General features: G+C 37.3%; 16 protein-coding genes. All 16 read right to left on the reverse strand.

Annotated elements, in window-relative coordinates; genetic code table 11:
• Positions 1–7: 7 nt before the first annotated feature.
• Positions 8–1,516 carry a F0F1 ATP synthase subunit alpha gene (atpA, locus tag CNQ82_RS09960; protein ID WP_123145130.1) on the reverse strand — a complete coding sequence of 503 codons (1,509 nt, stop codon included), beginning with the start codon at positions 1,514–1,516 and terminating at the stop codon, positions 8–10.
• A gap of 23 nt (positions 1,517–1,539) precedes the next feature.
• Complete coding sequence (locus CNQ82_RS09965) at positions 1,540–2,079, reverse strand: F0F1 ATP synthase subunit delta (protein ID WP_123145131.1); 540 nt, start codon at positions 2,077–2,079, stop codon at positions 1,540–1,542.
• Positions 2,079–2,603 (reverse strand): F0F1 ATP synthase subunit B, encoded by a 525-nt coding sequence (locus tag CNQ82_RS09970; RefSeq protein WP_095104262.1) that lies wholly within the window; start codon positions 2,601–2,603, stop codon positions 2,079–2,081. The genes CNQ82_RS09965 and CNQ82_RS09970 overlap by 1 nt, the downstream gene beginning before the upstream one ends.
• Positions 2,604–2,718: 115 nt before the next feature.
• Positions 2,719–2,931: a F0F1 ATP synthase subunit C gene (gene atpE, locus CNQ82_RS09975; protein WP_015900858.1), complete on the reverse strand. Its 213-nt coding sequence runs from the start codon at positions 2,929–2,931 to the stop codon at positions 2,719–2,721.
• Positions 2,932–2,974: 43 nt separating this feature from the next.
• Positions 2,975–3,700 (reverse strand): F0F1 ATP synthase subunit A, encoded by a 726-nt coding sequence (gene atpB / locus CNQ82_RS09980; protein WP_095104260.1) that lies wholly within the window; start codon positions 3,698–3,700, stop codon positions 2,975–2,977.
• 33 nt (positions 3,701–3,733) lie between these two features.
• Positions 3,734–4,084 (reverse strand): ATP synthase subunit I, encoded by a 351-nt coding sequence (locus CNQ82_RS09985; RefSeq protein ID WP_095104258.1) that lies wholly within the window; start codon positions 4,082–4,084, stop codon positions 3,734–3,736.
• A 160-nt stretch (positions 4,085–4,244) separates the two neighbouring features.
• On the reverse strand, positions 4,245–5,396 hold the full coding sequence (gene wecB, locus CNQ82_RS09990) for a non-hydrolyzing UDP-N-acetylglucosamine 2-epimerase (protein WP_123145132.1): 1,152 nt from the start codon (positions 5,394–5,396) through the stop codon (positions 4,245–4,247).
• A gap of 180 nt (positions 5,397–5,576) precedes the next feature.
• Entirely contained in the window at positions 5,577–6,206 is a 630-nt protein-coding gene (gene upp / locus CNQ82_RS09995; RefSeq protein WP_095104254.1) for a uracil phosphoribosyltransferase, read from the reverse strand.
• 24 nt (positions 6,207–6,230) lie between these two features.
• On the reverse strand, positions 6,231–7,469 hold the full coding sequence (gene glyA / locus CNQ82_RS10000; RefSeq protein ID WP_123145133.1) for a serine hydroxymethyltransferase: 1,239 nt from the start codon (positions 7,467–7,469) through the stop codon (positions 6,231–6,233).
• Between the two features lie 25 nt (positions 7,470–7,494).
• Positions 7,495–8,022: a TIGR01440 family protein gene (locus CNQ82_RS10005; RefSeq protein ID WP_123145134.1), complete on the reverse strand. Its 528-nt coding sequence runs from the start codon at positions 8,020–8,022 to the stop codon at positions 7,495–7,497.
• A gap of 144 nt (positions 8,023–8,166) precedes the next feature.
• Positions 8,167–8,592 (reverse strand): low molecular weight protein arginine phosphatase, encoded by a 426-nt coding sequence (locus tag CNQ82_RS10010; RefSeq protein ID WP_123145135.1) that lies wholly within the window; start codon positions 8,590–8,592, stop codon positions 8,167–8,169.
• Positions 8,589–9,632: an L-threonylcarbamoyladenylate synthase gene (locus CNQ82_RS10015; protein WP_123145136.1), complete on the reverse strand. Its 1,044-nt coding sequence runs from the start codon at positions 9,630–9,632 to the stop codon at positions 8,589–8,591. The genes CNQ82_RS10010 and CNQ82_RS10015 overlap by 4 nt, the downstream gene beginning before the upstream one ends.
• A 94-nt stretch (positions 9,633–9,726) precedes the next feature.
• Positions 9,727–10,569, reverse strand: coding sequence for a peptide chain release factor N(5)-glutamine methyltransferase (prmC, locus tag CNQ82_RS10020; RefSeq protein ID WP_206125360.1), 843 nt, complete (start codon positions 10,567–10,569; stop codon positions 9,727–9,729).
• Positions 10,559–11,635 carry a peptide chain release factor 1 gene (gene prfA, locus CNQ82_RS10025; RefSeq protein WP_123145137.1) on the reverse strand — a complete coding sequence of 359 codons (1,077 nt, stop codon included), beginning with the start codon at positions 11,633–11,635 and terminating at the stop codon, positions 10,559–10,561. Before prfA ends, prmC begins: the two co-directional genes overlap by 11 nt.
• The gene (locus CNQ82_RS10030; protein WP_123145138.1) at positions 11,635–12,234 is read right to left on the reverse strand and encodes a thymidine kinase; all 600 of its coding nucleotides are present in this window, start codon (positions 12,232–12,234) and stop codon (positions 11,635–11,637) included. Before CNQ82_RS10030 ends, prfA begins: the two co-directional genes overlap by 1 nt.
• Positions 12,235–12,371: 137 nt before the next feature.
• The gene (locus CNQ82_RS10035) at positions 12,372–12,635 is read right to left on the reverse strand and encodes a type B 50S ribosomal protein L31 (protein WP_095104240.1); all 264 of its coding nucleotides are present in this window, start codon (positions 12,633–12,635) and stop codon (positions 12,372–12,374) included.
• Positions 12,636–12,662: the final 27 nt, after the last annotated feature.

A 12,662-nucleotide genomic window follows, 5' to 3' on the forward strand; every position in this document is an offset into this window, starting at 1 on the left:
TTCTTTATTATTCAGATACGCTAAAGCTACGTTTGAAGTTTTCAATCGCTTGGTTCATTGCTTCTTTATCAGGCAATGTACCTTTGTCTTTGATTTCATCTAATAATTCTGATGCATTGTTTTTAGCCCAGTTGAATAATTCATTTTCAAAACGAATAACATCTTCAACAGGAATGTCATCTAAGAATCCATTAACCAATGCATAGATAATTAATACTTCATTTTCGACTGGAAGCGGTGCACCTTGAGGTTGTTTTAAAACTTCTACTGTACGTTTACCGCGTTCAAGTTTTTTAGCTGTAAATTCATCTAAATCAGAACCAAATTGAGCAAATGATTCTAATTCACGATAAGAAGCTAAGTCTAAACGTAATGTACCTGCAACTTTTTTCATTGCTTTGATTTGAGCTGAACCACCTACACGTGATACAGAGAAACCAGCGTTGATTGCTGGACGAACACCTGAGAAGAATAAGTCTGATTCTAAGAAGATTTGTCCGTCAGTAATTGAGATAACGTTTGTAGGTACATAAGCTGAGATATCTCCTGCTTGAGTTTCGATAATAGGCAATGCTGTAATTGAACCGCCGCCTAATTCATCGTTAAGTTTTGCAGCACGTTCTAATAATCTACTATGTAGATAGAAAACGTCACCAGGATAAGCTTCACGGCCTGGAGGTCTGCGAAGTAATAATGAAAGTTCACGATAAGCCGCAGCTTGTTTAGTTAAATCATCATACACGATTAAAACTTGTTTACCATTGAACATGAACTCTTCACCCATTGATACACCTGCATATGGTGCGATGTATAATAATGGTGCTGGGTCAGCTGCTGATGCAGTTACTACGATTGTGTAGTCTAACGCACCGCTTTGTCTTAATTTTTCAACAGTTGCACGAACTGTAGATTCTTTTTGACCAATTGCTACATAGATACAAATCATATCTTGATCTGCTTGGTTCAAAATTGTATCAATAGCGATAGTAGTTTTACCTGTTTGGCGGTCACCGATGATTAACTCACGTTGACCACGACCGATTGGAACTAAAGCATCAATGGCTTTAATACCAGTTTGTAAAGGTTCATCTACTGATTGTCTCGCCATAACACCAGTTGCTTTTTCTTCAACTGGACGTGTTTTATCAGTTTTAATCGGGCCTTGTCCATCTAGTGGTTGACCTAATGGGTTAACGACACGTCCGATAAGTTCATCTCCTACAGGTACTTCCATGATACGACCTGTACGTTTAACTTCGTCGCCCTCTTTAATATCTGTATATGGTCCTAAAATAACGATACCAACGTTTGATTCTTCTAGGTTTTGAGCTAAGCCAAGCACACCATTGTGGAACTCTACTAACTCACCAGCCATAACGTCGTTTAATCCGTGAACTAATGCAATACCATCACCAATCTGAATTACAGTACCGACATCAGTTACAGACATCTCTGACTCATAATTTTCGATTTGTGAGCGAAGTAATGCACTAATTTCTTCAGCTTTTATGGCCATCTATGTCACTCCTCTTTAATTAATTATTTCGTTCTGATAAATTTTCTTTCAATTTGAGCAAGATCATTTTGAATGCTTCCATCAAAGACTTTTGTACCTACTTTGGCTCTTATGCCGCCAATAAGAGATTGATTAATTACATTTGTAATAATTAATTTTGACAATCCTGTTCGTTGAATTAATGCTTCACCGACTTTATCCAATTCTTCTTGAGATAGTTCGTGAACAGATTCAACTGTGGCAAAGTCTTGATTGTAATATTGATTGTAAAGACCTTCAAATGCTTTGAATACTTCTGGCAAAATAGATAAATGACGATTTTCAGCCATAACATACAGCATATTCATCAAATATTGATTAACACCTTTGAAAGATGTTTCTACTAAGCCTTTACGGCTAGTAGCAATATTTTTAGGGTCTGAATCAAAAGCTTTCAATTTATCTTGATTAGGAACCGCTGCTTCATCAACTGCAGCAAATTCTTCGTACATTAAATCTAAAACATCTTTGTCGAGTGACGTTTCATACAGCGCTTGGGCATATTTTTTAGCAACAACTGCCATTATTTATCCCCTACCTCTTTAATGTACTTGTCGATCAATTCTTTTTGATCTTTCTCTGAAATGTCTTTTTGTAAAATTTTAGACGCAATCAGAACTGACAACTTAGAAACTTCATCGTTGATTTCAGAGATTGCACGTTCTTTTTGGCTGTTGATTTCACTTTGAGCAGTTTCAATCATGCCATTTGCACGTTGGTTAGCTTCATGAATAATTTGTTCATGTTGATCACGTGCTTGCACTTTTGCTTCTTCTAAGATTTTTTGAACCTCGTTTTGAGTTTCTCTTAGAGTTTGTCTGTTTTCTTCTTCAAGTTTTTGAGCGTTTATTTTAGCTTGTTCTGCATCATCGATATCTTTGTTGATATCTTGTTCACGTTTATCCATCACTGATTTCAGTGGACCCCACGCGAACTTTTTAAGCAATGCTAATAGGATTAAGAAAGTAATTAAAGTTACTAATGCTGAACCCCATTCAACACCGCCGCCTGCAGCACCAAGAACTAAATTATTTGTAGTCGCAGTCACAGTACTTGGACACTCCTTTCATTCAAAGTCCTCTATTGGCATATAGTGTTAATCTATTACGAAAGAAATGGCGAAAGCCGATTGTTGACTTCGCCGCTTGCCTTGATTGTATTTATTACTGGAATAAAACAATGAATGAAATTACAAGACCAAGGATAGGTAATGCCTCAACTAAACCGATACCGATGAACATGATTGACATTAATTGACCACGTGCTTCTGGTTGACGTGCTACACCTTCAACTGTTCTAGATACAATAAGACCGTTACCAATACCTGCACCAAGTGCTGATAAACCAATTGCGATTGCCGCTGCGATTAAATTCATATTAAAAAATCCTCCTAAATGTGTTTAAAATATTTAAATAAAACTAGTGATCGTCCGCAATTTTATGGGACATATAAACCATGGACAGCATGATAAAGATATATGCTTGGATTGTACCGATAAAGATAGAGAATCCTTGCCAAGCGATCAAGCCAGGCACACCGATAATCCAACCCCATGCTGCATGACCGATTATCAAGGATGATAATAAGCCGATTAAAATCTCACCTGCATAAATGTTACCGTATAAACGTAAGCCGAGTGTCAATGTATTTGTAAATTCTTCAAATATATTGACAGGTGTTAATGCAAGGAATGGTTGGCCATAGCCTTTGAAGTAGTTTCCAGCTCCACGCATTTTAATACCATAATAATGCGTCAACAGAATAATCATAACCGCTAAAGTTAATGTAACAGTAGCGTCTGCTGTCGGAGATTTCCACCACAATGTATGGTCAATAACAATTGCGAAAGGCAATCCGAGCATGTTACCGATGAAGATAAACATAATCAACGTAACTGCTAAGAAATGGAATTGTCCACCCTTTTTCCAAGCTAAGTTACTTTCGATAATGCCTCTAACAAAGTCAAAAATCCACTCGATAAAGTTTTGTTTGCCGGTCGGACGTTTCTGCAAGTTACGTGTACAAGCTATAGCTATCACTAAAACAATAAGCGAAGTAATGATTACCATTAATATACTTGCTAAGTTGAATTTAATATCCAAACCAAACAAATCCCAAGTAACTACAGGGCTTTTATGTTGCATATAATACTCACCTCTTTCATCCGTTGATTTGTATTACATTTTGTGAAGAAATGGTCGTAAGATGATCAAAATATATGAAATCATCAAACCAATCATTACACCAATAATATTCACTTGGTTTTTAAAGAAAAGCCAGGTGCAGCAGGCTAGAAAAGCAACAAGATATCGCCAAAAACCACCTGTTGATACCTGAGACGTCTCCTCTTTCTGCGCCTTAGATAAATATAATTCAAAGATGTATGTATTGATTAAAGAACCAAATGAACCGATAATAAGACCAATAATGAAAGGCTTTGGTATTATTAGTGCAATAATAACCAATACTGACAACCAATAAATGTAATATTGAAGATATTTCTTGAAAATAATGTTGAACTGCTTCATTTATTGTGCCTCATTTCACATGGAAATACGAATCATCTGAAAACCATTTCATCCATACAGTTTTAATCATAATATAGCACTCTTGTGCGTGTCAATTACATTCAAAATAAGCAATTCTTATGTTTACTAATTGTCACAAATTAGACACAAAATCCATATTTTATTCAAAATTGTCTTTATTTTCGCCAAAATCACTCGGTTTCTCATCAGTTAAATTAAAATAGTACTTAATATTGTCACAAATGCGTTCAGACGCACGACCATCGCCATATGGGTTAGCTGTTTCGCTCATTTCTCTATACTTTATATCATCTTTCAACAATAATTCAGTTGCTTGGTAGATATCCGCTTCTTCTGTCCCAATTAATTTAAGTGTTCCTGCTTTCACGCCTTCAGGTCTCTCAGTTGTATCTCGTAACACGAGTACAGGTTTACCTAATGAAGGTGCTTCTTCTTGAATACCTCCAGAGTCAGTAAGAATTAAGTGAGATTGATGGGCGAAATTATGAAAATCAATGACTTCCAACGGTTCGATCAACTCAATACGTTCATGACCACCTAGATATTTGCGTGCAATTTCTCTGACTTTAGGATTCTTATGCATTGGATATACGACGACGACATTTTCATGTTGTTCTACAATTTCTCTTACTGCCTTGAAGATATGTTCCATTGGGGTGCCGATATTTTCACGTCGATGTGCGGTCAACAGTATTATTTGCTTCCCTAGATGCTTGCTGATGATGTCAGATTGATAATCCTCTTTAATCGTGGTAGACATCGCATCTATTGCTGTATTGCCGGTAATTGCTATCGTATCAGCCGGGTGATTTTCTGCTAATAAATTATCAGCTGCTTGTTGTGTGGGAGCAAAATGAATATCTGCTAAATCACTGACCATTTGACGATTCATTTCTTCTGGATAAGGCGAATATTTATTCCAGGTTCTTAACCCAGCTTCTACATGCCCTATTGCCACTTGATTATAAAAAGCCGCTAAGGCGCTTGCGAAAGTTGTCATGGTATCGCCATGGACGAGAATCATATCAGGTTTTTCTTTTTTAATCACCGCTTCTAATCCTTTCAACACCTTTGAAGTAATATCAGAAAGTGTTTGACCTGCTTGCATGATATTCAAATCATAATCTGGATGGATATCAAACGTCTCTAATACAGAATCGAGCATTTCACGATGTTGCGCGGTTACAGCCACAACTGCTTCTAACGTCTCTTCTTTTTTTAATTGTGCGACTAAAGGAGCCATTTTGATAGCTTCTGGTCTCGTTCCGAATACAGTCATAATCTTCTTCATAAAAACTACTCCTTAAATATAAAAAGTATGCAGCGCTGTTTAACATACAAATGAGTCCGTCTATAAATGGGCACGATGTTAATAACCTGCATACTTTTTACGTATTCAACATATTATATTATAAAGACACTAGTTACACCGTTAATATAAAAGAAACGGGAGCGCCTTGCTGTGTCCCAATTATTTTGTACCGAATAAACGGTCGCCAGCGTCGCCTAAACCTGGTGTAATATATGCTTTATCATTCAGCTTTTCGTCAAGCGCTGCAATAAAGATATCTACATCAGGATGTGCTTCTTGTAATTTTTCTACACCTTCAGGCGCAGCAATCAGACACATAAAGCGAATATTTTTCGCGCCGCGTGTTTTCAAAGAATTAATAGCTTCAATCGCAGAAGCACCTGTTGCTAACATAGGATCTACTACTACGATTTCACGTTCTTCAATATCTTGTGGCAATTTCACAAAATATTCTACTGCTTTCAAAGTTTCAGGGTCACGATATAATCCTACATGCCCTACTCTTGCAGCTGGAATCAAACTTAAGATACCTTGAGTCATTCCTAAACCAGCTCTTAAAATAGGTACAAATGCTAATTTTTTTCCTGACAATCTCTTCGCAGTTGTTTTGGTAACAGGCGTTTCAATTTCAACGTCTTGAAGTTCTAAATCTCTTGTTACTTCGTAAGCCATCAACATACCGACTTCGTCAACTAGTTCTCTGAATTCTTTAGTGCCCGTGTTTGCATCACGGATATAACTCATTTTATGTTGAATAAGCGGATGGTCAAATACATGTACTTTACCCATAACGGTGTTGCCTCCTAGTTTATCTTATTTATATAATGGATGTTTTGAAGTCAAGGCTGCTACACGATCACTTGCTTCTTTTAATTTCGCATCATCCTTAGGATTTTGAACGACTAAGCTGATAATTTTAGCTACTTCTTCAAAATCTGCCTCTTGGAATCCGCGTGTTGTAGCTGCTGGCGTACCTAAGCGCAAACCACTTGTAACGAAAGGTTTTTCTTGATCGAACGGAATTGTGTTCTTGTTACAAGTAATACCTACTTCGTCTAAAGCTTCTTCCGCTTCTTTACCTGTAACACCGAATGAACCTTTAACATCAACTGCTACTAAGTGGTTATCAGTACCGCCTGAAACAACTCTGAAGCCTTCTTTAACCAATGTTTCAGCTAAGACTTTCGCATTCTTAATCACTTGTTCTTGATAATCTTTGAAATCAGAGTTCAATGCTTCACCAAATGCTACTGCTTTCGCAGCGATTACGTGCTCTAAAGGTCCGCCTTGAATACCTGGGAAGATTGTTTTGTCAATTTGTTTAGCATATTCTTCTTTAGTAAGAATCATTCCGCCACGAGGGCCTCTTAGAGTCTTATGTGTTGTTGTAGTTACAAAGTCAGCATAGTCAACAGGATTTTGATGCAATCCAGCTGCAACAAGACCAGCGATATGTGCCATATCTACCATAAGTTTAGCTCCGACTTCATCAGCAATTTCTTTGAATTTCTTGAAGTCGATTTCACGAGGATAAGCAGATGCGCCTGCAACAATTAACTTAGGTTTGTTTTCTTTTGCAAGACGACGTACTTCTTCATAGTCGATACGTTCTGTTTCTTTATCTACTCCATATTCAACAAAGTTGTAAAACTTACCGCTGAAATTCACTTTGGCACCATGAGTTAAATGACCACCATGGCTTAAATTCATACCTAATACAGTATCGCCATACTCTAACGCTACTAAATAAACTGCCATATTAGCTTGGGAGCCTGAATGCGGTTGAACATTTACATGTTCAGCTCCGAATAGTTCTTTCGCACGTTCAATTGCTAATGTTTCAGTAACATCAACATATTGACAACCACCATAATAGCGACGGCCGGAATATCCTTCCGCATACTTATTCGTTAATACTGAACCTTGGGCTTCCATAACTGCTTCAGATACAAAGTTTTCAGATGCAATAAGTTCAATGTTGTTATTCTGACGGTTGTATTCATTTTGAATTGCTTCAAATACTGCTTTGTCTTCCTTTTCGATAAATGACATGACATCATTCCCCCAATTCGATTAGTTATAAAGTATAGTGAGCACGTTCGCCGCCAATCAATTTCGGTCTGGAAGAAGCAATCGTGACAATTGCATCTCCGACTGTTTTGACTGAAGTACGAACAGGAATGGCAACATGTTTAATATGCATCCCAATCATAGTTTGTCCAATATCGATTCCACGCGTTGCTGTGATTGCTTCGACTACCATCGGGTCTTTCATATGACGATAAGCATATGTGGACATACTGCCTCCAGCATGGACAGCAGGTACAACTGTAACTTCTTCCATTGTAAGTGGATTGAAATGTTCACGTTCGATTGTAATTGCCCTATTAATGTGCTCACATCCTTGAAAAGCGAAAATAACGCCAGTATCATTACTTACTTTCATTAAAGCGTCAAAGATTTGCTGTGCGACATCAATTGAACCTACAGAACCGATTCTTTCTCCAAGCACTTCAGATGTAGAACAACCGATAACACAAATTTCACCAGCTTTAAAGAAATCTTGTTCTTGTAATTCGTCTAGCAATAACTTCAAATTTTCCATTTAATTCCACCCCTTTGTTTATTGATAATATCGAAATCAAGCAAACAGAAAATATATTTTTCTTGTTAACTTGACTTTAATACAAGCAAACGATGCTTTATGGGATTATTATAACGCATTTGTATCTTAACTTATACTAATTATTCATAGAAAGTCGATGCGATGTTGCAATTCCGTAACCAAATAATAGAGCTCTTTATAAATTTTTTGATAATCAGAATAGCTGCCACCATAAGGGTCTGAAACCTCTCCTGGCTGTTCGATATATTCATAAAGCGTATAAACAGGCAATGGTTGCGCATACATCATTTGTATTTGTTGTTTATGATCTGCAGTCATTGTTAAGATTAAATCTGCATCCAAGTCTACTTCTCGTAACTGCTGTGCATGTGTCGGAGGTGTGAAATTTTCCTCTGCTAAAATTTGTGCAGCATATACAGACGGCGGCTGGCTATCCATAGCGAATAATCCTCGAGACATAATCTCATGCTGCGGCAGTAACTTTTTTGCAATACTCTCAGCTATAGGACTTCTGCAAGTATTACCTGTACACACAAAAATTATTTTCATAGTTGAGCAGCTCCTATTTCTTGATTTCCAGTAGCTTTTGCCAAGCGATTTAAAAAAGCATGACTTTCATCATTTTCACGGAATTTAAAAATATAACCTTGATCAATGTTGTCATCGGTATCTAACTCGTGCAGAATTTGATATAAATTATGATTGGCGTTTTTCAAATCTGACTCGTCTACACTTAATTCTCTATACATTGCATTCTTTGGAATATAGCGTTTAAGAGAAGCAGGTACGGCAAATAATGTATTTTCCCAATTTTTATCAGAAGTAATTTCAGTATTTAAGTCTGTCAGCATCATAACAGGAGTGTCAGGCGAATAATGTTTATATTTCATGCCTGGAGCAATGGGTTTTTCAGTATCTAATACAGTGTGAGTATCGACACTTCCAGGGATAACTTGTTCAATCATTTCAACTGTTATAGCACCAGGTCTAGCTACTCTAAATGGATACTGGGTGCAATCCAATACTGTGCTTTCTAATCCCTCTTCGCTCTGATCCCCATTTACAATACCATCTACCTTGCCATTTAAATCATGAAAGACATGGTCAAACGTTGTAGGAGATGGACGGCCGCTCAAATTAGCACTTGGTGCAGCAATAGGCAATTTTGTCTCTTTCAAAATTACACGTCCAACTGGGTGACTTGGCATTCTGACAGCAATCGAGGACAACCCACCAGAAACTCTTTCACATAAATATCCTTTCTTTAAAGGTAAAATAAAAGAAATGGGTCCTGGCCAGAATGCATTCATCAACTGTTGCGCTTTCTCAGGAATTTCAGCAATAAAATCATCCATTTGTGCTGTTTCATAAATATGGACGATTAATGGATTATCTGAAGGTCTTCCTTTTGCTTCGTAAATTTTTTTCACAGCCGCATTATCTTTAGCATTAGCACCTAGTCCATAGACAGTTTCAGTAGGGATAGCGACTAAACCGCCTTCTTTATAAATTTCAGCAATTTCCTTTAATGCTGTTTCAGCTTCTGACGAATCAATATTTTTACTTAAATCCCATATTTTTGTCTGCATCTTTTGACACGTCCTTTCATAACAATTTTAAAATATAATAAAAAGTTATGCGAGAATCAGGAATTTTAACATTCTCCCAATCTCCATAACTTTTCTACTCGGATGTCCAATAAAAAGAGACAATTCGATCATTATTATTAATATCCGCAATTACTTCCACATTAATATGCGGATACTTGTCTTCGATAATACTTTTTAATACGTCTCCTTGTTCATACCCGATTTCAAATACCACTAGACTCTTTTCATTCATAACGAGCGGCAGCTGTTCAATGATTGCTATATAAACTGCTAACCCTTGATGATCTGCAAACAAAGCTTGATGCGGTTCGAAGTCTAAAACGGTTTCGGTCATCTCAGCAGCTTCTGCAAAGTCAATATAAGGCGGGTTTGAAATGAGTCCGTCTAAACGAAGGTTGCGTTCTACAATTGGCTCCAGTGCATTCCCTTTTAAGAAAGTCACTTCTGCATGATGGACTTTCGCATTTTGCTGAGCTATTTTTAATGGGCCATCGTACAAGTCTGTGGCATAAACTTCCAAGTCAGGGCGTAATTGTTTCAGCATCACAGCAAGAATACCGCTTCCTGTCCCAATATCCGCAACGACTGCATTATGTTTGCAATGTGCTTTAAAATGCATGAATACTTCTTCAGTTTCAGGACGCGGAATTAAACAACGCGCATCTACTTGGAATTTTTCACCTAAGAAACTTTGCGTTCCAGTAATATACTGAATCGGTTCTCCTGTCAGCATTCTTTGAACAGCAGATTGGAAAAGTGCATACTTATCATCAGGAATTGGTTCATTCATATGCATTACATAATCAGTGAATGACCACTCAAATAAATCAGTCAGCAGCCATTCTGCACGTTTTGATTCAAACCCTCTTGCTGTCGCTTGTTGTGAAGCTTGCAGCACAGCCTCTCTATAGGTCAACGTTATTCAATTCTTTCAATTTCTCAGTCTGTTCAGACATTGTTAAGGCATCAATGATTTCCTCTAACTTACCTTCAACAATTTGATCTAATTTTTGAATTGTCAAGCCAATACGGTGGTCAGTAACGCGGTTTTGCGGATAGTTATACGTACGAATACGTTCTGAACGATCTCCTGTACCTACAGCTGATTTACGTTCTGAATCATATTTTTCTTGTTCTTCTTGTAATTTCATATCATAAACACGTGCCTTTAATACTTTTAAGGCTTTTTCACGGTTTTGAATTTGAGATTTTTCTGATGAAGTCGCAATAATTCCTGTTGGCAAGTGGGTGATACGTACCGCTGAGTCAGTAGTATTGACGTGTTGTCCACCTGCACCGCTTGAACGGTAAGTTTCAATTTTCAAGTCAGCGTCTTTAATGTCTACTTCTACATCTTCCGCTTCAGGCAATACAGCCACTGTAGCCGTAGAAGTATGGATGCGTCCGCCAGATTCAGTTTCGGGTACACGTTGTACACGGTGAGCACCGTTTTCATATTTTAATTTAGAATAGGCACCTTGCCCATTAATAGTGAAACTGATTTCTTTAAAACCGCCGTGATCGCTGTCATTCATTTCAATCACTTCTGTTTTATATCCAAGTGATTCACTGTAACGTGTATACATGCGATATAAATCACCTGCAAATATAGCCGCTTCATCGCCGCCTGCAGCTGCTCTGATTTCAACTACAACGTTTTTGTCATCATTCGGATCTTTAGGAATCAACAACATTTTCAATTCTTCTTCTAAACCAGGAAGCGTATCTTTCAATTCACTCATATCCGCTTTCAACATTTCAACTTCTTCTTTATCAGATGTTTCAGAGAGCATTTCTACAATTTCGTCAATATCTTCTTTATTTTGTTTATATTGACGATATACATCTACAGTCTTTTGAAGATCCGATTGTTCTTTAGAATACTCACGCAACTTATTGGAATCGCTGACAACATCTGGATCACTCAGTAATTCATTTAATTGTTCATAACGTTCTTCAACTATATCTAACTGGTCAAACACTATAATTCCTCCTTCTCAGATTCACTCGGCGCAACAATATGATGTGCGCGGCATCTTGGTTCGTAACTTTCATCTGCTCCGACCATGATAACGGGATCATCCGCTTTAGCTGGTCTGCCATTAATGAGACGTTGTGTTCTGCTGGCAGGCGCTCCGCATACTGCACATACAGCTTGCAACTTGGTAACAAGTTCACTCACCGCCAATAATTGCGGCATGGGTTCGAAAGGTCGCCCTCTAAAGTCCATGTCTAGACCCGCAACGATGACACGATGACCTTGTTCAGCTAAATCTTGTGCAATATCTACAATATTATTTTCAAAAAATTGAACTTCATCTATACCTATAACATCAACTTCAGATAAGTCGTGTTCTAAAATCTCTTCGGCGCGTTGTATATTAATAGCCTCAATCGCATTGCCATTATGAGATACCACTTTTTCTTTATGATAGCGGTCATCTATTGTTGGTTTGAATACCACTACTTTTTGTTTAGCAAAAATACCACGTTTCAATCGACGAATTAATTCTTCTGATTTTCCGCTGAACATGCTACCAGTGATACATTCAATCCATCCGGAATGATAAGTTTCGTACATTATGCTTTTCCTTCCTTTTCAAATCAAAATCATCTCATTATATCATATTTTTAATTTTGATAGCGTACTAATTCCTAATTTAAAAACCAATATAATAAAAAAACTCCCGCCTAAGCGAGAGTTGCATATAATCGAAATTATTCGTTATTATTTGATGATTTAAAACCAAATTTTTTGTTGAAACGTTCGATACGGCCATCCGCAGCAGCGAATTTTTGACGACCAGTATAGAATGGATGTGAATCAGAAGAGATGTCCAAACGAATTACTGGATATTCGTTGCCGTCTTCCCATTCCATAGTTTCTGATGATGTTTTAGTTGAACCACTTAAAAATTTAAAGTTAGTTGTTGTATCTAAGAAAATAACTTTGTGGTATTCAGGATGAATTCCTTGTCTCATTATTATTTCAGCTCCTTTGCCCTGAAC

This window comes from Staphylococcus debuckii, assembly GCF_003718735.1.
GTDB classification, from domain to species: domain Bacteria; phylum Bacillota; class Bacilli; order Staphylococcales; family Staphylococcaceae; genus Staphylococcus; species Staphylococcus debuckii.

Bases quoted from the DNA above. Each gene is read 5' to 3' on its own strand.
- atpA (WP_123145130.1), bottom strand. From the start codon at position 1,516: ATGGCCATAAAAGCTGAAGAAATTAGTGCATTACTTCGCTCACAAATC.
- CNQ82_RS09965 (WP_123145131.1), bottom strand. From the start codon at position 2,079: ATGGCAGTTGTTGCTAAAAAATATGCCCAAGCGCTGTATGAAACGTCA.
- atpE (WP_015900858.1), bottom strand. From the start codon at position 2,931: ATGAATTTAATCGCAGCGGCAATCGCAATTGGTTTATCAGCACTTGGT.
- atpB (WP_095104260.1), bottom strand. From the start codon at position 3,700: ATGCAACATAAAAGCCCTGTAGTTACTTGGGATTTGTTTGGTTTGGAT.
- CNQ82_RS09985 (WP_095104258.1), bottom strand. From the start codon at position 4,084: ATGAAGCAGTTCAACATTATTTTCAAGAAATATCTTCAATATTACATT.
- wecB (WP_123145132.1), bottom strand. From the start codon at position 5,396: ATGAAGAAGATTATGACTGTATTCGGAACGAGACCAGAAGCTATCAAA.
- upp (WP_095104254.1), bottom strand. From the start codon at position 6,206: ATGGGTAAAGTACATGTATTTGACCATCCGCTTATTCAACATAAAATG.
- glyA (WP_123145133.1), bottom strand. From the start codon at position 7,469: ATGTCATTTATCGAAAAGGAAGACAAAGCAGTATTTGAAGCAATTCAA.
- CNQ82_RS10005 (WP_123145134.1), bottom strand. From the start codon at position 8,022: ATGGAAAATTTGAAGTTATTGCTAGACGAATTACAAGAACAAGATTTC.
- CNQ82_RS10010 (WP_123145135.1), bottom strand. From the start codon at position 8,592: ATGAAAATAATTTTTGTGTGTACAGGTAATACTTGCAGAAGTCCTATA.
- CNQ82_RS10015 (WP_123145136.1), bottom strand. From the start codon at position 9,632: ATGCAGACAAAAATATGGGATTTAAGTAAAAATATTGATTCGTCAGAA.
- CNQ82_RS10030 (WP_123145138.1), bottom strand. From the start codon at position 12,234: ATGTACGAAACTTATCATTCCGGATGGATTGAATGTATCACTGGTAGC.
- CNQ82_RS10035 (WP_095104240.1), bottom strand. From the start codon at position 12,635: ATGAGACAAGGAATTCATCCTGAATACCACAAAGTTATTTTCTTAGAT.